The organism is Kiritimatiella glycovorans (assembly GCF_001017655.1).
In the GTDB taxonomy this organism is placed as follows: domain Bacteria; phylum Verrucomicrobiota; class Kiritimatiellia; order Kiritimatiellales; family Kiritimatiellaceae; genus Kiritimatiella; species Kiritimatiella glycovorans.
This window is the reverse complement of record NZ_CP010904.1, coordinates 180,901-203,716: the sequence shown is the minus strand read 5'-3', so window position 1 is coordinate 203,716 and position 22,816 is coordinate 180,901. Positions and strand designations below refer to the sequence as shown.

Annotated in this window: 20 protein-coding genes; 4 read left to right on the top strand and 16 right to left on the bottom strand. The window is 64.4% G+C overall.

Features of this window, described 5'->3' with window-relative positions:
• Positions 1–58: 58 nt before the first annotated feature.
• The 7 genes from L21SP4_RS00930 to L21SP4_RS00900 form a co-directional block, all read right to left on the bottom strand.
• Entirely contained in the window at positions 59–3,826 is a 3,768-nt protein-coding gene (locus L21SP4_RS00930; RefSeq protein ID WP_052880899.1) for a DUF3857 domain-containing protein, read from the bottom strand.
• 113 nt (positions 3,827–3,939) lie between these two features.
• Positions 3,940–6,027, bottom strand: coding sequence for a PKD domain-containing protein (locus L21SP4_RS00925; protein WP_144413705.1), 2,088 nt, complete (start codon positions 6,025–6,027; stop codon positions 3,940–3,942).
• Positions 6,028–6,139: 112 nt separating this feature from the next.
• Positions 6,140–7,129 (bottom strand): protease modulator HflC, encoded by a 990-nt coding sequence (hflC, locus tag L21SP4_RS00920; RefSeq protein WP_052880897.1) that lies wholly within the window; start codon positions 7,127–7,129, stop codon positions 6,140–6,142.
• The gene (hflK, locus tag L21SP4_RS00915) at positions 7,129–8,139 is read right to left on the bottom strand and encodes an FtsH protease activity modulator HflK (RefSeq protein ID WP_074041323.1); all 1,011 of its coding nucleotides are present in this window, start codon (positions 8,137–8,139) and stop codon (positions 7,129–7,131) included. Before hflK ends, hflC begins: the two co-directional genes overlap by 1 nt.
• 186 nt (positions 8,140–8,325) lie before the next feature.
• On the bottom strand, positions 8,326–9,660 hold the full coding sequence (locus L21SP4_RS00910; protein ID WP_052880896.1) for an FAD-dependent oxidoreductase: 1,335 nt from the start codon (positions 9,658–9,660) through the stop codon (positions 8,326–8,328).
• 120 nt (positions 9,661–9,780) lie between these two features.
• On the bottom strand, positions 9,781–10,413 hold the full coding sequence (locus tag L21SP4_RS00905; RefSeq protein ID WP_144413704.1) for a nucleotidyl transferase AbiEii/AbiGii toxin family protein: 633 nt from the start codon (positions 10,411–10,413) through the stop codon (positions 9,781–9,783).
• The gene (locus L21SP4_RS00900; protein WP_052880894.1) at positions 10,371–10,886 is read right to left on the bottom strand and encodes a helix-turn-helix domain-containing protein; all 516 of its coding nucleotides are present in this window, start codon (positions 10,884–10,886) and stop codon (positions 10,371–10,373) included. The genes L21SP4_RS00905 and L21SP4_RS00900 overlap by 43 nt, the downstream gene beginning before the upstream one ends.
• 265 nt (positions 10,887–11,151) lie before the next feature.
• Here L21SP4_RS00900 and L21SP4_RS00895 point away from each other — a divergent pair, with 265 nt between their 5' ends.
• Positions 11,152–12,396 carry an anaerobic sulfatase maturase gene (locus L21SP4_RS00895; RefSeq protein WP_201774653.1) on the top strand — a complete coding sequence of 415 codons (1,245 nt, stop codon included), beginning with the start codon at positions 11,152–11,154 and terminating at the stop codon, positions 12,394–12,396.
• Between the two features lie 96 nt (positions 12,397–12,492).
• Here L21SP4_RS00895 and L21SP4_RS00890 read toward each other — a convergent pair whose 3' ends face one another.
• The 9 genes from L21SP4_RS00890 to L21SP4_RS00850 form a co-directional block, all read right to left on the bottom strand.
• Positions 12,493–13,965: a hypothetical protein gene (locus L21SP4_RS00890; protein ID WP_144413703.1), complete on the bottom strand. Its 1,473-nt coding sequence runs from the start codon at positions 13,963–13,965 to the stop codon at positions 12,493–12,495.
• A gap of 82 nt (positions 13,966–14,047) precedes the next feature.
• Complete coding sequence (locus tag L21SP4_RS00885; RefSeq protein ID WP_052880892.1) at positions 14,048–14,479, bottom strand: hypothetical protein; 432 nt, start codon at positions 14,477–14,479, stop codon at positions 14,048–14,050.
• Positions 14,476–14,922, bottom strand: coding sequence for a hypothetical protein (locus L21SP4_RS00880; protein ID WP_052880891.1), 447 nt, complete (start codon positions 14,920–14,922; stop codon positions 14,476–14,478). Before L21SP4_RS00880 ends, L21SP4_RS00885 begins: the two co-directional genes overlap by 4 nt.
• 75 nt (positions 14,923–14,997) lie before the next feature.
• Positions 14,998–15,402, bottom strand: coding sequence for a hypothetical protein (locus L21SP4_RS00875; RefSeq protein WP_052880890.1), 405 nt, complete (start codon positions 15,400–15,402; stop codon positions 14,998–15,000).
• 1 nt (position 15,403) lies between these two features.
• Positions 15,404–16,453 carry a hypothetical protein gene (locus L21SP4_RS00870; protein ID WP_052880889.1) on the bottom strand — a complete coding sequence of 350 codons (1,050 nt, stop codon included), beginning with the start codon at positions 16,451–16,453 and terminating at the stop codon, positions 15,404–15,406.
• Entirely contained in the window at positions 16,447–17,514 is a 1,068-nt protein-coding gene (locus L21SP4_RS00865; RefSeq protein ID WP_052880888.1) for a transglutaminase-like domain-containing protein, read from the bottom strand. The genes L21SP4_RS00870 and L21SP4_RS00865 overlap by 7 nt, the downstream gene beginning before the upstream one ends.
• A 25-nt stretch (positions 17,515–17,539) precedes the next feature.
• A complete protein-coding gene (locus L21SP4_RS00860) occupies positions 17,540–18,055 on the bottom strand; it encodes a DUF350 domain-containing protein (protein ID WP_052880887.1) in 516 nt (171 codons plus the stop codon).
• The gene (locus L21SP4_RS00855; protein ID WP_052880886.1) at positions 18,055–18,525 is read right to left on the bottom strand and encodes a phage regulatory CII family protein; all 471 of its coding nucleotides are present in this window, start codon (positions 18,523–18,525) and stop codon (positions 18,055–18,057) included. The genes L21SP4_RS00860 and L21SP4_RS00855 overlap by 1 nt, the downstream gene beginning before the upstream one ends.
• 199 nt (positions 18,526–18,724) lie before the next feature.
• Entirely contained in the window at positions 18,725–18,943 is a 219-nt protein-coding gene (locus tag L21SP4_RS00850) for a DUF2283 domain-containing protein (protein WP_052880885.1), read from the bottom strand.
• A 939-nt stretch (positions 18,944–19,882) separates the two neighbouring features.
• Between L21SP4_RS00850 and hisG the strand changes: the two genes are divergently transcribed.
• From hisG to L21SP4_RS00835, 3 genes are read left to right on the top strand one after another with little or no spacing between them, the layout of a single operon-like run.
• Positions 19,883–20,761: an ATP phosphoribosyltransferase gene (gene hisG / locus L21SP4_RS00840; RefSeq protein ID WP_052880883.1), complete on the top strand. Its 879-nt coding sequence runs from the start codon at positions 19,883–19,885 to the stop codon at positions 20,759–20,761.
• Positions 20,762–20,807: 46 nt separating this feature from the next.
• Positions 20,808–20,897, top strand: coding sequence for an AURKAIP1/COX24 domain-containing protein (locus tag L21SP4_RS13440; RefSeq protein WP_417999891.1), 90 nt, complete (start codon positions 20,808–20,810; stop codon positions 20,895–20,897).
• The gene (locus L21SP4_RS00835) at positions 20,897–22,801 is read left to right on the top strand and encodes a tetratricopeptide repeat protein (protein WP_417999902.1); all 1,905 of its coding nucleotides are present in this window, start codon (positions 20,897–20,899) and stop codon (positions 22,799–22,801) included. Before L21SP4_RS13440 ends, L21SP4_RS00835 begins: the two co-directional genes overlap by 1 nt.
• Positions 22,802–22,816: the final 15 nt, after the last annotated feature.

The following is a 22,816-nucleotide window of genomic DNA, read 5'->3' as shown; positions in this document are numbered from 1 at the left end:
GGTCTTCCTGTTTATCTGACATCAATCCGGCGGTCCGGGGCGGAGGGCGTTCTACCCGTCAGGGTTCGGCGCGACGGAGAATGATGGTTCGTTCCGCGGGACGTTCGAACCGCTGCGCGGCATTCTGGAGAAGCAGATATTCACCGGCGGGCACCACACACGGCCGGAGGTCGGCTTCGTGCACGACGGTCAACATCCGTTCCTTCGCGTCGTACCGCCTCCGGAGTATGATTTCGCCGCCGTCGGCCGGCAGACGCAGCCGCGTCTCATCCCGGTCCTGTACGGGGACGTACCCCGCGGGAACCCGGATGCGGCAGATCGTCCGCTCGCGCAGATAACGGTCCCGGTGCAGCGGCATGGTCCGCTCGTCGGACTCGTACGGCTGAAGACCGGCCAGTCCTTCGGGCAGCCTGAAGTAGAGCAGATCGCCGTCGCGGACCGCATACGGGTCGGCCTCCACGCGGCAGCGCTGCTCTCCGGGATACGACTCGTGTTCAACCTCGAGGCCGCCCGCGGGCACGGCGGACTGGGCGATCGAACTGACGAGCCGTTCGAAATGCCTCCGCCGCTCTTCGGGAATCATCTCGGCGAACTCGCGGTGGAAGGCCGTATAGTCCGACCCGAAATAGCGCCGGCTCCAGTCGATGGACGCCGATCCGTCTTCATCCAGATCGAGCACGTACTCGGCTTCCCGCCGGTCGCGGTACTCGGGCAGGGATTCAATCCTCGTGATCGAACCGTCGTCGAGCCGGAGTGCACGGCGCCGGTCATGGGTCGTGCTCCCCAGCGGGGCGTACTGGTCGGTGTCGTTGAGATAGACGTCATGGCCGCCCAGCCGGATGCGCACCAGCGGCGCGCGGAAGATATCGCGCTGGGGCCGGTCGAGGAGCGGCTGCGCGAGGTCGTCCGGCCGGGGCAGGTTGGAGGCGAGCACGAAACCGGGCTCGAATCCCGCGGCTTCGAGCATGGCATAGAGCAGGATCGCCTGGTCGGCCTTATGCCCGTAGCCGGAGCCCAGGGTCGCGTCCGCATCGCTCAACGCTTCAAGCGGCAACCCGGTGAATCCCGGGCCGGCCGTGCGGATCTGTTCGGCGACGTAGTCGCGGATCGCGCGTGCCTTTTCCCTGCGCGTCCCGTGTGGAGCGACGAGTTCGCGCGCCTTTTCGGCCGCGCGCGTCCCCGCCGCCGCGCACTCCCTGAAACGCTCGTTCAGTGCCGAAGCATAGACCGGCCATTCGCCGGTCGAGGCGAGCAGCGTGGGGGCGAGCGTCCACAACGGCGGGAGGTCGGACTCGCGCTTCAGCCCGCGAACGCGCCGCGCCTCCCAGCGCCGGATGACGCGCCCGTTTTTCCCGGTACTCGATGCCGCAACCCCCTCTCCGCCTTCGAGCCCGGCGGCCACGTCCAGTCCCTGCGGAGCATCGATCTCCACCGCCGCGTACACGACGGGATTGAAATTGCGCAGATAGGCGCGCAGGTGAAAGAAGGGATGGTTTCGCGTCCGGCGAACGACCCGGTATTCGATGACGCTGCCCGGCGCCACGCCCGGCAGGCTGGCCACCAGGATGCGGCCCGCGGGGTAACGCGGAGCGGAGGCCACCCAGCCGGCGTCCATCAGGTTCGTCTCGTTGTCGCGGATCTCACGGACCTCGCCCGAAGGCGCAATCACCCGCGCGTACTCGAGTTCGACGTCCTCCCAGGCGGGGTTGAAATGAATCTTGAGTTCCGCGTGCTCCTTCTTCCCCGCGTAGGTCAGCACCTTTTTTCTCACCGTGCGGGTCGAAGTCCAGTTCCGCGCGTCGTCCAGTTCGTGACGCGCGCGGTTCTCGAGATAGACGACATCGGCGTCGGGATCCTCCTCCAGGGGGGCCGGGAAGACGACCCGATGCCGGTCGGCGTGCTCCAGGTCCTCCAGTACCGCCTTCAGTTCGCGGTACTGGTCGGGCGAGAGTTCGATGGTTTTCATCCTTGTGCTGACCCTGCCGGTCAGCACCCCGCTCCCCGCCCCCAGGGACCGGTTCCACGAAAAGAAATCGCGTTCGATGGCTTCCGCGGCCGGGAGGTTTCGCGGCGCCTCCAGTCCCGGCGCCAGCTCGAGGCGGAAGGACTCCTCGAGGCCCGAGGGGAACCGGATCCGGAGCGGGTATTCGCGTTCTTCCAGTCCCGTATGACTGAGCGCCGAACGCGTGACGCCGAAGATCCGACCCCACTCCGGCGGCCGGAAGAGGCGGCGGTCGTCCTGCTCCGCGAACAGTCCGTCCGCCGTCCAGGAGAAGACGGCCTTCAGGGGACGGGAGGTGTCCCGCACGGGCTGCGGTTCGATCTCCAGGTCGCGCAGTTTCGCCCCCGGCACCAGGGCCTCGATCCGGCCCTCGAAAAAGTCCTCGCGCTCCCCGGGACGCAGGCGCGCGAAATGCCCGCGGTAGGCGCTGTCGTTGATCCCTTCGAAGATAATGCGCGTCTCGGCCCGCAGGCGCCCGTCCGCTTCCAGCCGCCCCTCGGTCTCGATGCGCGCCAGGTTCTCCTCCGCGGGATAGACCGGGGAGGTCATCAGCGGGACGCCTTCCGGCGTGGCGGCGAGATAACTCATGTCGCACAGATAACGGGGAAGCAGGTTGCGCGTGTTTTCATCGGTGGGATCCATCAGCCGGAACGAGCCGTCCGGTTCGCGCACACCGACGATCGCGTGGTTGAACCAGGGCTGCGGAACCGTCTCGTCCTTCTTCGGCCCCACCATCATCAGCACCGGGTAGGCGTCGAATCCGGCGAGGCGCAGCATGGCGACCAGCAGGGCGGCCTTATCGCGGCACACGCCGTAGCCGCGGTCGAAGGTGAGATCGACGTCATGCGGCTCGTAGCCGGGGGCCTCTTCCTCGAGGGTGATTCCCATGTAGCGGATATTCTGCGAGACCCAGGTGAAGAGGGCGCGGATGTTCTCCTCGCGCGTGGCGTCTTCGGCGGTCAGTTCGGCCACTTTTTCCTTCATGGCCGGCGTGACGGCGTCGAGGTGCGGTTTGCTGAGGTTCCAGTACCAGCGCGAGAGTTCCTCCCATTCGGGGATCGTGCTGACCAGTACCCGCTGAACCACGCTCGCCTGCGAGGGCATCGACGGCTCCGGAAACATGCGGGGTATGTCCCGTCCCGTCCATCGGTACAGGATGCGGTTGCCGTGGGTGGTGACCGCATGGTCGACGGTGTCCCCGACGGAATCGCTGAGCGATATCTTTTCGAGCGGGCGCGCCGCGGGCGCGTCGATTTCGAATTCGGCGTACAGCACCGGATCGGTGCCCTCAAACAGGAAGCGGTCGCTCCACGTGTCCGGAACGCGGGTCTTGAACACCTCGCGGCGCGCGCGGTAACGGAGGATGTCCCCGATCTCGAGTCCCGGGACGCTGAGCTGGAGCCGGCGGATGTTCGGGTTGTAGATGTTCGATCGCATCTGGCCCGGCGAGGCCATTTCGCGGGTATTCTCGTCCAGGTCTACCTCCCGCACACGGCCGTCGGGTTGGATGACCTCGACCCGTTCGAAGTACGCGCGGCTGTAGGCGCGGTCGAACCCGAGCGACTGGGTGCGGTGGGTGCGCTTGCCTTTCTCGGTGAGGATCCGGTAGGCCACATCCATCCGGGATGTGTAGACGCCCGAGGCATCGTAGCACACCGTGGCCAGGTCGCTCAGCATCACCGCGTCGGCGTTGGGGAAGCGCTCCAGGTCCGCCCTCCTGCCGCGTTCGCGAAGCTCGTCGGCAGAGGGGAATTCGAGGGCGAGCACCCCCGGGACATACAGCAGGGCGGCAAGGATCATAAAGGCGTAACGTCGGACAACCATGGTCAGTCTCTCCTCTCAAGGCCCGGAAACGGCAACGGCACCGAAGCCGGACGATAATCGATTCCCGCCGTTTGGAAAAGCGCGGGGCCGAAACATTCAAAATTCGTACGGGTTCACTTCCATCGACCGGCGGCGCGGGAGGCGGCGGCACTGTAGGGATACTCGTCGATGATGCGGCGGGCGGTCTCGCGGGCCCGGTCCTCGCGGCCCATTCGATCGTAGACGTCGGCGAGGGCGTAGAGCAGTTCGGAGCGTTCGCGGTCGGAGACGGCCAGGGGGAGGCTGGAGGCGCACAGGACGCGCGCGCGGAGGAGGTCTCCGCTCCTGAGATAGATGCGCCGCAGGAGGTCGATGCGGTCGAGATCGAGCCGTTCGCGCGGATCCTCGAGCATCAGACCCCGCATCCTGTCGAGCGCCTCTTCCGTCAGGCCCTCGTCGAGCGCGGCCGCCGCTTCCTGCGCCGTCGCGCGGCGGCGCAGCACGGAACGGGAATCCATGCGTGTTCCGGCGGCCAGCCGCTCGAAGGCCTCGCGCGCCCGGCCCGTATCCCCCGCGATCAGCAGCCGTTCCGCGTCCAGGAACCGGAGCCGCCGCTGAAGCCGGTTCGAGAGGTGCGGGGGTCTGACGGCCTTCAACACCTGCTGAGCCTCCTGCGGCTTGCCGTAGGCCTTCAGCAGCAGCGCGCCCAGTTCGAGCCGGGCGCGATCCTTCAGCGGCGCGGGCGCCGAGTCGAGGCCGATCACCGTCCGGAACCATTGTTCGGCCTCCTCGTACTCGTGCTTGCGGGCGCGGGCGTAATACGCGCCGATCCGCAGCAGCGCCTCCGGCGCGTCACGTTTGAGACCGTCCGCGCGCCGGCGCGCCTCGTCGACGCTCCGGCCCAGCAGCTCGAGGTCGTGGGCCGACGACGCCCATTCCATGAAATAAGTGAAATCCTCCACCGGCAGCGAAGCCAGGTCGCGTTCCATGAGGTGCGGTCTGAGGGCGTCGAATATCTCTTCGTTCCAGCGGAAGCGTTCTTCCCAGCGACGATGCACGCGCACGGTGCCCTTCCACTCCTGTTCGGTCCAGCGTCCGTCCAGTCCCTGCAGACGGAAGCGGCGCCGGCCGGGCCGCAGAAAGATATGGGTCACCGCCGCGCCGTCGACCACCGTGCCGTCATCGAATGTCCACCGGTAGCGGAGATCCTCGTCCTCCGGCCGGACGCGGAACTCCGCCCGCACGACGGCCCGGTCGTCGAGTTCGAGCGAATCGACGATGCGCCAGGTGACCAGTCCCGGCTGCCGGTCCGGGTCCGCCGCCATCCACGCCGAGGGGTCGAAATGCGCAACGGGGCGATAGACCCCGTCCTGCATCAGGTGGAAGCGGTCCGCTCCCTTCTTGCGCCAGGCGGTCATGGCCACGCTGCGGTGGTGCTGTTGGAGGTGCAGGTACTCGATCTCGTGCACCCCCTTGTCGAGTTCCACCTCCGCGTGCACTTCACCGCTGCGGTGGCGCCACAAGTTCTTCCCGCGCGGCCACTCGACCACGGTGCGTCCGTCGATCAGCACGAACGCGAGGTCGTCGGCCACGGTCGCGATTTCGTACGCGCCCTTCTCCTTCAGCTCGAACCAGCCCCGATAGCGGGACATGAACTCCGTGGACGGGCCGAACCGGTTGATGCCGTCGAAAATCTTCGGGACGACCGACCTTCCGTAGGGTTCGCCGGCCGCCTCCCAGACCTTGCGGAACTGATCGACCGAACCGATCCGGAAGGCGTGGGCGGGGCGCGTTTCGAGGATGACCCCGCTTTGAGGTTCGAAAGACTTCTCCTCCAGCCGGTCCTTCGGACCGATGTAGAGGTAATAGCTCCGCTCACCCGACGAGGTGTCGAACATGAGTTTGACCGGCTCGCCGTCGCGGACCCACAGGCGGCGGGTGCCCACCGGGACCCCGTCCAGCCTGCGCACCGTGAACGCGGACGTTTCGGGCCGGTACGGGGAGGTGCAGAACGAGACGAATCCCGCCTTCGCGGGCCAGCGGGTATTCCCGCGGAGCACCAGCAGCAGCCGGAACTCCGCTTCGGGTTCGCTCCAGGTCACCGGCACGGCCCGCGCGGCGGTCGTCGCCGTCAGCATGGAAAGCAGGACGATCACGAAAAAAGCGGATGAAACGCGCCGCGCGCGGTCCCTCCGCTTTTTGAACGGTCGGTGCTTCGTCATGAGTCCCGGCATATCTCCGGCCTGCAGGGTGCCTCCGCGACGCCGGCCGCCGCATTCCGGATTCTTCGCGTCCTGAACCCCGTTCGCACCGGAATGCTGTTCGAGGCCCTTCCTACTGCGCCGCCTTCGCATCGCCGGTCTCGTTCAGAAAGCGGAGATATTCCGAATCGGCGTCGAGGAACAGTACGGTCTTGTCGGTCACCGTCTCGCGATAGCTTTTCAGGGTCCGGTAGAAGGTGTAGAACTCCGGATCGCTGCTGTAGGCCTCGTTGTAGATCCGGGTCGCCTCGGCCTCCGCCTCGCCGCGGATGACCTGTGCCTCGCGCTCCGCTTCGGAGACGATCTCCTGCACTTCGCGCCGCGTCTGCCCCTGGATCTCCTGGCTCTTCCCTTCGCCTTCGGCGCGGAATCCCTCGGCGATCCGCTGCCGCTCGGAGATCATGCGGTCGAAGACCTGTTTCTGGACCGAGCTGATGTAATTGATGCGCTTGATCCTGAAGTCACGCAGCTCGATCCCGTAGCTGGGCATGACCTTGCCCGCCTCCTTGAGGATGTCCTGCGTCAGTTTTTCGCGGCCGACGCGGACCTTCTTCTTCAGCTCCTCCTTCTTCTTCTCGACGGGCACGGCGAGTTCCTCGATCTTCTCCTCCTCCACCGCCCAGTCGCGGGAGCGGATGATATCGGTGAGTTCCGTGCTCGAGATGCTGTCGCGCACGACGGAGTCGATGATGTCGTCGAGCCGCGACTGCGCCCCCGTCTCGTTGCGGACGCTCTTGAGGAATTTGAGCGGATCGACGATCTTCCAGCGCGCGGTGGTGTCGACCGAAATAAATTCCCGCCCGCGGGTCGGGATCTGGTTCGGGTCGCCGTCCCAGGCCAGGACGCGCTTGTCGAACCGGCGGACCTCCTGGATGAACGGTTTCTTGAAATGGAGCCCGGGAGTGGTGACCGGTTCTCCGATCGGCGCGCCGAACTGCAGGATCACCGCCTGCTCGGTCTCGTCGAGGGTATAGGCCGCGGAGAGGAGGGTTACGAGCGCGGCGGCCGCCACGACGATCACGGCGGCCAGAACGACATTCCCCTTTGCTGCTTCCTTCCTCATCACTTCGCCTCCTTCATTTGGCGTGACAGCGCATCGCGGAGGGGCAGAATCGGGAGGGGCGAGGGGCCTTCGTCACGCGTCACGTAGAGGCCGCCCGCCGCGGGCAGCACCTCCTCCATGGTCTCCACGAACAGGCGCCGACGCGTCACGGACGGGGCCTGCTTATATTCCTTCAGCACCGCCAGAAAACGCGCCGTATCGCCTTTCGCGCGATTGACCCGCTCCGCGGCAAACCCTTCCGCCTCCGACACGATCCGCTCGGCCTCCCCGCGGGCGCGCGGGATCTCGCGATTGCGTTTCTTTTCCGCCTCGTTGACCAGCTGCTCCTTCTGCTGGCGCGATTCGTTGACTTCGTTGAAGGCGGGTTTCACCGGATCGGGCGGGGTGACGTCCTGGAGTTCCACGGTACGGATATGGACGCCGAGATTGTACTTGTCGAGGATCTGCTGCATCTCCTCGCGCACCCTTCCGGCGATCTCGACGCGGCCCACGGTGAGCACATCGGCGCCGAGCCGGTTGCCGACCACGCGCCGCATGACCGCCTCGGAGACATCGCGGATGCTCTCCTGCTGATTGCGCACGTTATGCAGAAACTGGTCGGGGTCGCGGATCATGAACTGCACGACCCACTCCATGTCGACGACGCTCAGGTCGCCGGCGAGCATGAGCGACTCTTCCTTCTCGGCGGCGCCCTGACGGTAGCGCGTCTGCTGTCCGGCCTCCACGGTCCGGAAACCGAACTCCTCCTTGAGCACGCGTTCGGTCGGCACGAAGATCGCGGTCTCGATCCCGAAGGGAAGTTTCAGATGCAGGCCGGGATCCTTGATCGCCACGACCTTGCCGAGACGCTTGACCACCGCCTTGCCCTCGGTGTCCACCGTGTAGATGGAGCTGAGTACGGCGGCGACGATCAGCACGAGAATCACCACCGGCAGGATGTAGGACCGGTACTGCCTCCAGAGGTCGGCGAGATCGATCTCGCGCTCCGGGTTGACGTCATATCCGTTCATAATCTCGCTCCTTGCTGATTACGCAGGACAGCATACGGACAACCCGCGGGGAATGCAAAGGTTCAGCACCGTCTCGTCCTCTTCTGCTCCAACACGGCACCAACGCGTTCCGTTCAGTCCGCGGCGGCGGGTTCGGTGCGGCAACCGGTTCGCTGCTGCTTCAAGGCGTGCCCTTTCCGGCCCGCTTCACAGCCGGTCGGCCACGTCGTCGGCGCTGCAGCCGCGCAGGTCGCCGAAATCGCGACCGGATTCGATGGCTTCGCGCACGTTCTCGGAAAGGGCGGTGTCGCCGAGCAGGACGCAGCCCGCGAGGTGGCGGTCGCGGAACACGAACCGCCGATAGGGCCGTTCGGCGCCGTCCTCGATCACCAGGTCGCCCTCCTCCGCCTCGAAGCGGCCGACGCTCATCATCGGGCAGCCCAGCACCTTGAGCACGTGTTGACGCGGGATGCCGCCGAACTGCGTGTCGACGCCGGCCGCGTTAAGCCCCGCGATGTGGCCCTGGTAGCGCGCGGGGTCCCAGGCCTCGTACTTCACGCCCCGGTGCTCGCAGGCGTCGCCGACGGCGTACACGCCGTCCAGCCCGGCGCGCAGACGGTCGTCCACGGTGACCCCCCGCCCGCATGCCATGCCCTGTTCCGCGGCCAGCCCCGTGCGAGAGCGAATGCCGATATTGATCAGCACCAGCCCGGTGTCCAGTTTTTCCCCGCTGTTCAGTTCGACCCCGCGAACGGCGCCTTCGCCGGCAAAGCGTTTTGCGCTCACGCCGGTGCGGATGTCGATACCCCGGGCCCGGCAGAAATCCGCCATCAGGTCGCCGGCGGTCGCATTGAGCTGGCGGGGCATCAGGTGGTCGTGCATTTCGAGCAGGGTGACATCGGCACCCTGACGGTTGAGTGCGCCGGCGATTTCGAGTCCGAGGATGCCCCCTCCGACGCAGATACATTTGAGCCCCTCGCCGACCGCGGCGCGGATCGCGCGGGCGTCGTCCGCCGAACGCAGCGTATGAATCCCGTCGAGGCCGGTGCCCTCGACCGGCGGCACGGCGGGCGCGGCGCCGGTGGCGAGGATCACACGATCCCAGCCGAACGTTTCGCCGTCTTCGGTCCGCACTTCTTTTTTCTCCGCGTCCAGCTCCGACGCGCGCGTTTCGAGGCGGAGATCGATCTTTTTCTCGTCGTACCAGGCAGCGGGGTGGATGGGGAGATTCTCTTCGGGGCAGTCGCCCGCCAGAAAGCGGGTGAGGTTGAGCCGGTAGTACGGGAGTTCGCGCTCGTCGGAGAGCAGTGTGATTTCGGCGTCGGGATCGCGATCGCGGATCATCTCCGCCGCGGTCAGCCCCGCCACGCCGGCGCCGATGACCACCACGCGTCCGGCGCTTCCGCCCTGCCCGGCGTCGCGATCCGCCGCCTCTTCCTCCAGCGGTTCAAACTGCTCGGCCGGCGCGCCACAGACCGGACACTCCTCCGGCGGCTCGTCGCCCTCGTGAACATACCCGCATACCGTGCATCGCCATTTCATCGTCGTCCTCCGTGTTCAGCTATGGAGTCAGCATGAAGGACGAATGCGCCGCAGAGAAGATAAAAGGGTTATTCGTGGAATTCTATGGAGCCGCGGATATTTACGTACCCGCCCGCGCACTCAGCGAAGAACGAGCGTGCGCGCCTCGCGCACAAAAAAGGCCTTGCACTCCTCCCAGTCGAACGGAACCAGCATGCGCGGCATCGGTTCGGACTCGGCATCCTCAAAATAGGTGAGACTCTTGAGTATATGGTATGTGTTGATCCGGGCGGGGTCGTACTTCCTGGGCAGCATGGCAAAGTATTCCTTTAGCGCGGGCGGTTTCCGCAGAATGACGTGCAGATCGATAAAATCCTTGCGGCTTCCCCGCCCCGAAACGGCAGCGAGTTTCATGAGCGCGATATCCCGCGTGTCGGCCACGGGAAAGAAACGTCCCTGTTCAGGTTCAAACAGGAACGGGTCGCGGACGGAGAAAAAAGATAGCTTCGTGCCCCTCAGGAGCACAGTCAGCGTGTGCCCCTCCTTCTCCTGCCATGTCTCGTATCCCCCGTACGCGGACAAGACCCCGTGCATCTCTTCCACGCTGAATGGTTCGTTGCGGAACAGATCGAGATCTTCAGAGATGCGGTGGCCGTAACGAAGGGCCAGTCCTGTCCCCCCTGCCAGCCGCCAGCCGGCCATCAGCGCCGAAGAATCCCCGGCCAGTTCGCTCAAGAGTTCCAGGCTGTGCTTCGGGAGGACTCGTTCGTGCACGGCACACCCTCCATCATCAGTATTTGTTTCCAGAAATTGCGGGTTACGTTCGACACCCTGTGCGCGCGGGCCGCCGCCCTGACAAAGGACTCCCTGCCGAGCAGCGCGCGCAGCATCCGGACGTCCTCAAGATTTCCGTAGTCCAGCACGCGCTCCGCCACCCACACCGGATAACGCTCCAGATCGCTCTTGCTCAACGTTCGATCCCAGAAAAGACGCGCGAGACGCTGTACGGCTTCATCGATCCCGGGCGCAGGGCGATCTTCACCTGCTTCTTCCGGCTCCAGGGTAATGCGCAGTTCGCAGTCAAGCGCCCGGGCCAGCTTATTCAGGGTATACGTCTCAAATCTGGACCATCCGTGCTCATAACGCGAGAGGGTAGCAGCCGACGTACCCGCACGGCGCGCGGCATCCGCCAGCGTCAACCCCAGCTCGATGCGCCGAGCCCTCAGTTGTTCGGATACGGATTTCATGGCTTAATATTATCATTCATGATAATAAAAACAACATTGAACGTCCCCGGATTCTATCGTGTTGCAGCCATAATCCTGCTCGTCCCCGTAAGCGGCCCCTGCCTTTGAATTCAAAATTGAAGTTCCTTCTTTGGCCGACCCGCGACCGGATGGCATAGTTACGGTCCGGCACACGCGCGGGGCTGACGCGGTCCTTGCGCGCGGGGGACGTGCCTCCGGCGGGCGGGGCTGAACCCTCGGGCATGGAAGAACACGGAGCGATATTATGAGCATGGAAAAAGTGCAGCGTACGGGTCCCTCCTACAATCAGGCCTTCCACGTCATGGTCAAACCGGCGGGGCCGAACTGCAACCTGCGCTGCGGCTACTGTTTCTACCTGGAGAAACACGCGATCTTCGGTCAGCAGCGCTTTGTCCTGTCCGGCGACGTGCTGGAGAAGTTTATCGCCGAGTATCTCCGCGCGCAGACCGTGGAGGAAGTGACCTTCGCGTGGCAGGGCGGAGAACCGACCCTGCTCGGCGTGGACTACTTCCGCAACGTGTGCGAGCTGCAGCGCAAGTACGCCGACGGGCACAAGGTGCAGAACACGCTGCAGACCAACGGCACGCTGCTCGACGACGAGTGGTGCGAGTTTCTCGCGAAGGAGCAGTTTCTCGTCGGGCTGAGTCTCGACGGACCGCGCGACATCCACGACCGCTACCGTTTTTACGCCGACGGGCGCGGATCGCACGAGGAGGTCATGCGCGGCCTCCGTCTGCTCAAAAAGCACGGGGTCGAGTTCAACGCGCTCGCCTGCGTCCCCCGCGAAAACGCGAGGGAGGGCGTGCGCATCTACCGGTTCATGCGCGAGGCCGGCGTGCGTTATATCCAGTTCATCCCGATCATCGAGCGCAAACCGGACCCCCGCGCGCAGGAACTCGGTCTGGATCACGGCACCCCGCCCAGCGCCGAAAACCGCGGGGAGCCGGACGTCGAACCGTTCACGGTCGATGCCGCCGAATACGGCGCGTTCCTGAACGCGATCTACGACGACTGGATCCGGCGCGACGTGGGCAGGATGTTCGTCAACCATTTCGACATCGCCCTCAACGCCTGGGTCGGCATGCCGCCCCCGCTTTGCTGCAACGCCAAGGTCTGCGGCAGCAACGTGGCGATGGAACATGACGGCACGGTGTACACCTGCGATCACTACGTCTATCCCGAGTACGCGCTCGGGAACATCGCGGAGCTGACCTGGGAACAGATCATCCACCAGCCGAAACAGCAGGAGTTCGGGGCGGCGAAGTTTCTCGACCTCCCGCAGTACTGCCGCGACTGCCCCTGGATGTTCGTCTGTCACGGCGGGTGCCCCAAGCACCGCTTCATCCGCACGCCGGACGGCGAAGCCGGGCTGAACTACCTCTGCGAAGGCTTCCGCGCGTTCTATGAGCACATCGATCCTACCATGCGCCGGATGGCCGAGCTGTTGCGCGCAAAGCGCTCCCCGGCCGAGATCATGAGGGAACTTTAAGGCCGTCCACGGCGTGTACACGCCTCAGGCCCCGGGCATGCGGATTTAAAATCGCCCTCGGGACCGCTATCCTGAGCTATTTATGAAGAACCCTTTCTATCCGGCCTTCACATCTTCGGCGATCTCGCCCAGCGGCCGCGGCATTCCCGTTGTCTCGAATTCATCGAGCCAGATCGAGAGCAGCCGATAGAGCGCCGCCTTGTCGCGGATCCCGGCGGAGCGGAGCTTCTCCAGCGTCGTACCGGCCGCGTCGGCGTCCACAGCGCGTTCCCCGACCAGCAGATCTTCCACGGCCTCACGAATCTCCGGACGCGAATGGATATCCCCCGCCAGGGCCGAGGGTGCAGAATCGTCCAGTTCCGTCAGGGCATTGAAATGCTCTTCATACACATTAAACGCTGAAGACGAGCGATCCATGAACCTGGAGGCCACGCCCATGAGCATACGGTAACGCATGCGATGTGCGTAGAGACGCAGGTCGCGCGGAGTGAAGGCATCGTCCAGCAGGCGCCCGGTCAATTCGATTTCCGCGTCCCCCGAGGGCAGCGCTGCCATTTCAAACCGACCCCCGCCGGTCAACCGGGAAACGGCGGACGAGGGAAGCTCAGCCTCAACCCAGAAGGTTATCGCCGGATTACACGCGGAGAGGATCGTCCCAGACAACCCCCGGTAACGCGCGTGAACCAGCCCTTCGGCGCGGTTCGGCGAACCGACGGCGGTGCCGCTGTCCAAGGCCTGAAGATCCCGATCGCGTCGGATGCGCGCGAGCAGTTCGGCCGTATCGGCATCGTCGCTATCCCAGCGACTTTTCTGTTTCTCCAGGGAAGCCGTAAATTCGTACGGCGCCGCAATGTAAAAACGGTCGAGCATGATCGGCCGATTCGTGTCATTCAGCCGCAAAACCATCTTCTCCTTGAACCCGGTCAGACGGGGAATCGTTGTGACATGCCGGTGGGTGTCGGTTTCAAAGGTCGAGGTAATCACGTCCGAGATCATCTCCCAGGTGCGTTCCGGCATCGCTTCGCCGGAGGCCAAGAGATTGAGCACCGCCTGCTCCGGATCGCGGGTCTGCCCTCCCCCGGTCAGGCCGTAATCAACGGAAAAGGTTTCGGTGGCGGCAAAGAGTTCGCTCAGCAGCAGGCGTGCGAGGTCCGGGATATCGCAGCCGAAGGTCTCGGCCGGGTAAAGGGCCTCCCATGCAGCTTCATCCAGGGAGACCTCCCGGCCCAGATAGGCCCAGACCTCTCTCTGCATGTGCTGTTTCGCCGTCTCGATATAACGCAGGGCCAGGCGATCGAAGTCGAGGTCGCGCAATTCCGCATATTCCGACTCGCCCAGCCGCTTCACATTCGCGGGTTCTGCGACGGAGGGCTCCAATGCGACGAGCTGCTCTGCAATGCCGATGAGATTCCCCGAGTCCAGCGCCTGCACCAGTTCGGCCGAAGGAGTGAAGCGTTCCAGGTAGGCGCTGTAATCGTGCTGCGCCTTGATATTCAGCGCGATATTTGCGCCGTAGACCGCTGCCAGCAAAACAGCCGTCGCGGCAAGCATGCGGGTTCGAATAGACATCGTGGTTCAATCCTTTCTTACCGGCCGCATTAGCGGGGCCTTTGTTATGATTTTCGGACTCGACCTTCGTGAATAGATCCGGTCAGGCCTGGCTGAAGGCGCAGCCGCAATAGGGGCATGCGGGCACCTCGAATCCGATCCGGCGGTTGCAGCCGGGGCAGAATCCGCAGCGTCCGCCGCCCACGCGGGCATTCCAGAGGACGAGAAAAACGATCATGCCGAGCGGCGCGAGAAGCAGTCCGAAAACGGCACCGAGGCCCCAGGCCGCGGGCGTGCGCGCCCCTCGCGCCCTTGCGGACGAGGCGAACCCGAACCCGACCCAGAGCAGTGCCGTCAGGAGCAGTGCGATGGCCGTCGCCCCCATCGCCGCGGGAATCTCCAGTGCGAGGGCCAGGATAAGAATCATCGCCAGCGCCGCGACCAACGGAACAAATATCTTCGTGACCGGTCCGATGGTGCTCATGAACGCGCCCTGTCGTTTACGTTGAACCGTTTTGACTTCCGTCTCTGTCATTTCCGAACTCCTTTCGTTCTATTCCATGTCTCGACCCATTGTTCCAGCATGGCGCGTTCGCGAGGCGCCAGTGGCCGTACCGCCACGGCATACCGCTTCCCCCCCGCACCCCGTTCCACGGACAGCATACGTTCGTTCAACTGCAGGTTGTGAATCTGTTCGGGCGGAATCGTCCACCCCTTCCCGATCAGCGGCAGGCAGTGGAGCCCGGCGGCATCGAATCGCAGGTAAGGCTCCTTTTTCAGCTTGCCCGCGCGGATCACGCGCGCGATGCCAAAGACGATACCGAGGCTCAGCCCCACGCCGATGGGGCGCGCGAGATCCTCTTCGATCCGGACGGGCAAAAAGAACAATACGGCGCATACCACGATCACGACCCACTCGCCGGCCGGATTCGATTTGATGTAGAGATTCAACTCAGTCCTTCCGGGTTCATCGCGCATTCACTCTTCATGCTTTACTCCCGTGCTCCCGTGTTTTTCGGTGTCCAGCTTATACGAAGCTCGGAACCGGGGCCTTTATAATTGTACCCGTTTTTCGGAATCAGCGGCGGCGGGCGTCTTCTGAATAGCCGCCAGCGGGGCGACCACCCGCAGCCGCACGTCGGCCAGGTGGTATTCCAGGAATGGCATGAACGCTTCGGATCCGATAACCTGCATGTAGAGTTCTTCCGCACGCGTGTAGTCGCCCTCCGTCTCCGCGCGCAGGGCACGGCAGGTGATCAGCAGGCAACTGGCGTTGGCATTGTTTGCCAGCATCGCGAGGGATGCGTCATAGCGCTGCGGATTCTCGATCGCCCCGGCGACGAGGCGCCAGGCCGGGGTGAGATCGCGGGCTTTCAGGGCAGCGAGCGCGGCCCGATACTCGGCCTGCTCGTTGCGCATCAGGTGAATCATCGGGAGGTAGGCCCGCAGGCAGAGCATGTTATTCGTATCCCAGAGAGTCTGTTCGAGCGCATGATCCGCTTCGCGCTTCGCCTCCGCCCAGCGCCCCTGGAGCATAAGAACGATGGCGCGAGTTGCGCGGCGAGAGGCGCATGACCTCGTCGAGCCGACGCAGCAGCCGCGGCCAGTCGCTATCGATATAGGCCTCGATATAGGCGTTATAGGCCTTCGACTGTTTTCGCCAGCGCGGATCGTCCAGTCCGGGTTTCAGGTGGGGGCCAATCGATTCGCCTTCGGGCAGGCACAGGGCGAGCAGGGTCTGCGGGATACCGGCGGTGGCGGGATTGGCCTCGCGCACCGCACGGGTCATGCGCCTCATGCCGCGCTGCGTGCGTCCATCAAGCCAATCCTGGAATCCCGCGCAGGCGCGGAGCAGCGTGATCTCATCATGCGTCGCCGCGGAGGTGACCCAGGACTCGAGATTGTCGGGAACCTCCATGGCGGGAATTACGCGACGCGCATAGAGCTCGCCTTCCGGCTTGCCGTGATAGGGTTGCGAAAACCAGCGGGCGCGCACGGCTTCCGCCTCGCGAATCTGGCCGCGATACTGCAAAAGACAGTACTGAAGGAAGAGCAGCGGACGATTCTCATACCCGGCGGAGCGTTTGATGTCGCGCAGCGCCTCATCGACCCGCTTCGATGCGGCGAGGGCCTGAATCTCACACTGCCAGAGAGCCCAGGAGTAAACTTCGAACCCCATCTCCTCCTCTTTTTCGTAAGCCGCCGGCAAAAGCGGGATCATCGCGTCGTCCTCCGCCGCAGCGATCACCGCTTCAAAGTCGCCGGTGACGAAGCAGGCGGCGGCGTACTGGTAGCGAAGGATGGCGTCATCCGGAAAGGCTTCGCGCAGCGGACGACCCAGCTCGACGGCGCGTTCAAACGCCCCCCCCTCGAATTGCTCCTTGAAGGCCGTCACGCGGTGATCTTGCGTCTGTGCGCACGCGGACCCGGCTGCGCCGGGCAGCAGCAGGGCCAGCACGGGAATCCATGCCGCCAGGCGCCGGAACGAACGTGGCATCATGCTCACCATGTTTCATACACCTTCGGCATGCGCTGACGCAGATGCTGGCGGTCGGCCTCGTGGATCATTCCCGCCGCGCCGTAGTTGCTCATGCCGGTCAGATCGAGCAGGAGCATATCGACGCCGCGGTGCCTGAGCACCGTGTCCTGCGGCAATCTCTTGTGCCAGCCGAACAGGCCGTTAAAGGCGTGGCCGGGGATGACGACGACGGCGGGGCGCGTATCCTTGAAGTGGCGCGCGATCGCGCAGAAGAGCGCCGCTTTGGAGTCGCAGTCCCCGCTCCCCCGGCACAGCAGGTCGAGCGGCGGCCGGAGCCCCTGGATATAGCGACCGTGTTCCGTGATCGGCGGAATCTCGTACCGGATAAAGTGCACCAGTGACATGAGCTTGTGGGTCAGCGCGTTCCAGGTCATTCCGTCGTTCGCGCCCTCGCGGATCATGGCCCGGGCCGTTTCCTCGAGCAGCGGCGACTGCCGTTCGACCATGCGACTGTAGTCGGGTGCCAGCCGGCCCTCGACACCGCGGCCGAACCCCTGACGCGCCAGGTAGCGTTTCTCCGCATCCTCGAGCCAGGCGAACAGGCGCGCCCTCTCTACTTCCGTCAGAATCCCGTAGGCCGGGAGGTGGACCGGTCCCCGCCGCTCGCGCACCGCCGCGGCAAGCTCCCGCCATTCGGGGTCGCCCGCCGGGATTCGGGAAGCGAAGAATGCTGCGCGCTGCGCGGGGGCGAGGCCGAAAGCTTCGATAGCACGCGCGCGTTCACGATGCGACCACGTCTCCTGCAGCGACCGGGCCTCGCCGAAGTAATCGTTCCAGACGTATTGCACCGTCACGCCGCTGTCGGTTGACCGGGCCGAGAACGACCCGGCGGCGTTCGTCCAGGCCGCGGGGCAGAGCAGCGGCGATGCCGGATTGGCGGGCGCGCGCGGGACGCTGAAGCGGACCGGGAGCTGCGCGGCGGGCGGCGGGGACCGGTGCGGGGCGGAAGCGCAGGCGAGGAAGGCCAGCGCGACCGCGCCGGCCAGGTAGAGAAGCCGGGATGCCGTGAGCGCTGTCGAGTTCGTCCTCATCCCGGTCCTTTCCGGTGGGCGGCGATCAGGCCTGGAAAGAGATTTTCGTTCCGCCGAACGGAGGGATCAGCGTATTGAGCAGATCGCCCAGTCCCGACTGGACCATGAAGGCTATGGTGACGATGACCATGCCGAATACGATGGCGGCGGCGAGATTGCCCGCCCGGATCTCCGCGTTTTCGTCGAGATCGCGGGAGAGCAGTTTGAACAGCTGCGCGGCGAGGGCGACGGTGAGTACGGAGAGTGCGTAGCCGAGCACGATGTAGCCGATCAGAACCAGCACGGATTTGAGGGCGCCGAGGCCGCTGCCGAGGAAGAGGTTCTGCAGCACCGCGGAAACCGGATAGAGGCAGCGGGTCATCAGAATGCCGAACGCCAGCAGCTCCGCGCCCAGCAGTACCGCCGCGGCACTGTTCCCCGCGCGGATCTGCTCCAGTTTCGCAGTGCCGAGCCGCGAGAAAAGAGCCCATGTGGCAAACACCACGAGTACGGCAACCAGCACCGAACTCAAAAAACAGGAAATACCCAGCAACAGGTGCATCAGTTCTCCCCGGTTGACGGTGATTTTTTCGCCTCGCACGCACGGACAAATCCCTCGCCCACGCGCTTCAGATCCTCCCACTCCCGGCGGATGCGCTCCGCTTCGCACGGAGAGACCGTGCCGTCCTCGTCGAGACTCTTGGTGATCGCATCGAACAACTGGGAGAATTCGCGCACAATCCGGCGCGTCTCATCGAGCATCATCAGGTCCGGCGGCGCCTCTCCGGGATCCGGGTTGCGGACGAAGTACCCACCGCACTGTTCGCACAGCCACATCACCGGCGAGGCGTCGCCGGTGAAGGCACAGAAATGGCGCACGCGGTCGAGCGGGTTCGCCGCACCGCTGGCGTCGGGCGTATCGCTGGGCTGACACCACTTGTAGAGCAGCGAGGTCGAGAGGCGCAGGTGTCCCGCAATGGTCTTGATCCCGGTCCGGTTCATCGCCTCCCGGAATATCTCGTGCGATTCCATACGTTCCGCCCCTTTCGTTTCATGAACGCATATCTTAAACAAGACAACCGCACGCCAACGTTATAATTCGATTAAAAAATCGGAACCACTGATTCCTGGTTATCGGAGAAAGTGTGCGGCCCCTGCAGGGCCACGGGTTAGGGAAGCTCTGTGCCCCGATACGGGGCCTTATGGGATGCTACTGTTTTTCGACGACTTTTTATGCCGTCAGCGTCTCGAATTCTGCGGGGATTTTACTGAGAATGATCTCCCGTAAGTCGATCTTCCGGCTGGCATTGTCGATGTCGATGCCGGCGATGTTGCCGTCGGCATCATAATCCAGGGCGATACCCTCTGAGATCTCTCTGGTATCGGCACTCGGCTTGGACGACAGGTCAATATACAGGGAGTCGGTGTCTTTGTAGTAGTTCAGTTTCATTTCTTGAATCTCCTGTCGGGAAATGCGTTGTGTATCGTCTTCTGGTCCTCCAGCGTAACAACACGAAGGACACGTCCCTCCAACTCCAGTATCTCACCCCAGAAGCGGAAGCGGTTGTGCTCCTGCCGCTCCACCTTCAGCGGTGCGTCGCATACACGGGCGCACCACTCTTTCTTCAGGTCAGGTACGGTCGCTTCCGCAACACCTCATTCTCGAAGTAGTCAGTGAACGCGCAGTTGCGCATGCCCGACATAATAGACGATGGGACTCGCCATGGGATTCATTTCCTCTTCTCTTGTGGTTCCTCGTAGATTTTTGTGGCGGAGCCGTTCGGGGAAGAGGCGGGATAGGGATTCACCACAGCGGTCACAGAGGAGGCCGGGGTCGGGATGGGAGACGACAAACGTTCGTAGTAGCGCCTACTCGTACTCGTACGCGTACGCGTACTCGGACCGCCGCAGGCGCGATCCCACTCCCCCTGTTCAAGGAACTCGAGTACGAGTACGAATTATGTTCTCTCTGAATCCCGATTTCGACCTCGATCCGGATTTCGAGATCCCATCCGTGTGATCGGTGTAATCCGTGGTCGAAAACACAAGCAATGACTCTCGCAAAGGCGCCGGGACCGCAAAAAAGAATGAGAAGAGCGCAGGCAAAGAAAGGGTGCGTTCTCTATTACGTTCGTAGTAGGCCCGCAGGTCCGCGCAGCGGACAAGGGCCGTTATCTTTCACGCGCCTGGCCTGCCGGGGGCAGGCGTGCGGCGCTACTACGAACGTTTGTCGTCTCCCATCCCGCCTCTTCCCCGAACGGCTCCACCACAAGAATCTGCGAAGAACCACAATTTCCCATTTTCCCGTTGTCCCTCGGACTCATTTTTCCCTATGGTGGATCGTTTTTCGCCTCGAAGTGAACGCATTAAGGACGAAGAGGGACACGGAATGGCTTCAAACAAACTGGTACTGGGTCTTCCCAAGGGCAGCCTGCAGGAGAGCACCTTCGAGCTCTTCCGCCGCGCGGGCTTCAAGATCAAGGGCACGAGCCGGTCGTATTTCCCGTCGTCCGACGACGAGGAACTCGACATCCGGCTGATCCGCGCGCAGGAGATGAGCCGTTATGTCGAACACGGCATGCTGGACGCCGGTCTGACGGGGCTGGACTGGGTCCGTGAAAACGGATCGGACGTCGTGGCCGTGGCGGACCTGGTCTACGCCAAGCAGGGTATGCGCCCCGTGCGCTGGGTGCTGGCGGTGCCGAACGACTCGCCGGTCCGCTCGGTCGCGGACCTGCAGGGCAAACGGATCGCGACCGAGGCGGTCGGGCTTACGCGCAAGTATTTCGAGGCGAACGGCGTCGAGGCGGACATCGAGTTCTCCTGGGGCGCCACAGAAGCGAAGGTGCCGGAGCTGGTCGACGCGATCGTCGACGTGACGGAGACGGGCAGCTCGCTGCGCGCGAACAACCTCCGGATCGTGGACACGCTGCTCGAGTCGCACACGCAGCTTATCGCCGGCCGGGACGCGTGGGCGGACGAATGGAAAAAGGCGAAGATCGGGCGCATCGCGCTGCTGCTCAAGGCCGCGCTGGCCGCGGACTCGAAAGTGCTCCTCAAGCTGAACGCCCCCGGCGACCGGTTGACGCAGATCACGGAGAATATTCCCTCGCTCCACGCACCCACCATCAACAACCTCGCCGATGAGGCCTGGTACTCGGTCGAGACCGTGGTCGATGAATCGGTGGTGCGCGAAATCATCCCCGACCTGAAGGAAGCGGGCGCGGAGGGGATTATTGAACTGAGCCTGAATAAAATAGTCGAATGACGCAGATATCTGCATTACAGAAGAGCGTGAAAAAACGGGAGCACCCATGGGCAGTGTAAAGAAATGGCGCAGAAAAAAGATGTCGAAGCACAAAAGGCGGAAACAGCTTCGCGCCGACCGGCACAAGAAGAAGTAATCCGTACGCGTTCCCCGCACGGAACGCCTTCCCTGAGACGGCGCCGCGCCCTGTTCACCGGGAGCGCGGCGGTTCTTTCGGGGGCGGCGCTCCTGCTGGCCGCGGGCTGCCGCACCCCCGCTCCGGAGACGGACCGGACCGGAGCGGTCGGCTTTTTCGGTGAGGCTCTGCTGCACGACTGGCAGGGCGAGACCGACGCGGCCCTCCAGGCCTACCGGCGTACGGTGGACCGTGATCCGACGGCGGCCGAGGCCTGGGAACGCATGTTCGCCCTCCACCTACGGGCCGGCGATCTCGAACAGGCGGCGGACACGGCCCGCGAATACCTGCGCCACACCTCCGATTCGCCCCGCCCCCGCATCCTGCTGGCGGAAGCGCTTGAGGCCGGCGGCGAACGAGAAGAGGCGCTTGCTTCGCTCCGCGAGGCCGTACACCAGTTCCCCTCCGACCCCGCCCCCTTCCGGCGCCTGATCGCGATGCACGCCGCGGCCGGGAACTGGGAGCGGGCCACGCGCTGGATCGATCTCGCCTTCGAATCCCTGGACTCCCCGCCCGCCGACTTCTACGAACTGCGCTCCACGGCCCGGATCGGCGGCGCGGCTGAGGAAGAGGACGCCGCGATTAAAAAGGCGGCGCGGGCCTCCCTCGAAGATCTGGCCGAAGGGCTCGAACGGTACCCCCGCAACCCCGGACTCCACATACGCAGGGGCGAAACCCTGCTGCTCCTCCAGTCCCGGGAGGAAGCCGCCGCGGCGTTCGAGCGCGCCCTCGAGTACGGCGACGAGCGCCCCGAAATCCGCGCCCGGCTGATCTCGATCCACCTCGGCATGAAACGCTGGGATGCGGCGGCGGAGGCCGCCCGCCCGCTGGCCGAACGGGGCGACACCCGCGCGGCGGACTGGTGGGTGCTCGCGGGACTGGGCGCTTTGCAGGAGGGGGCTGCGGAACAGGCCGCGGAGATTCTACGCGACGCGCTCGCGCTGGACCCGGAGCATATCAACGCCCATGTAGCACTCGGACACGCCGAAGCGGCGCGCGAACGTTTCGCCGAGGCGGAACGGAATTTCGCGGCCGCCCGGCGCGCCCTGACCTCCCGCGATCCCGGCCAAGCCACTCCCGAGCTGGACCGCGTCTACGCCTTCGCGCTGATGATGCAGGACAAGACGGAGCGCGCCGCGGACGTGCTCGCGGATATCATCCGCCGCGACCGGGCTTCCGAACTCGGGGCGCTGCTCGACTACTGCCTCGCGCGCAACGAAACGCCGTGCCGGAAACAGCTCGGGATCCTGCTGGACACTCTCGAGGAACGATTTCCGGACAACCCCTATCCGCCTTTTTATCGCGGATACTTCCGCTACCGGATCGAAGATTTCGAGACGGCAGCCTCGGCGTTCGAGCGCGTGACGAAACTGACGCGGGACAAGGAGACGGAGGACACGCTCCTCACCGCGTTTTTCCACTATCTTTACGGTTCGGCCCGCGAGCGCACCGGGGAGGCCGACGCCGCGGCGCGGCTCCTCCGGCGCGCCATCGATCAGGATCCCGAATTCGCGGAGGCGTACAACTACCTCGCCTACATGTGGGCGGAAGACGGGGTCCACCTCGACCGCGCGCTGGAACTGGCTCAGAAGGCCCTGAAACTCGAGAAGGACAACGGAGCCTACATCGATACGCTGGGCTGGATCTACTACCGACAGGGCCGCTATGAGCGCGCGCGGGAGCAGCTCGAACGCGCCGCGAGGCTGATGCCGGACGATCCCACCATCCTCGAACATCTGGGAGATGCCCTGCTCAAGCTGGACGAACCTCAACTCGCCGTGGAATACTACCTGCAGGCGCACCGGATCGACCCCGGAAATGCCTCGCTTCTGGAGAAGCTGCGCGCGCAGGGCATCGACCCCTGAAATCCGGGGGGCTCG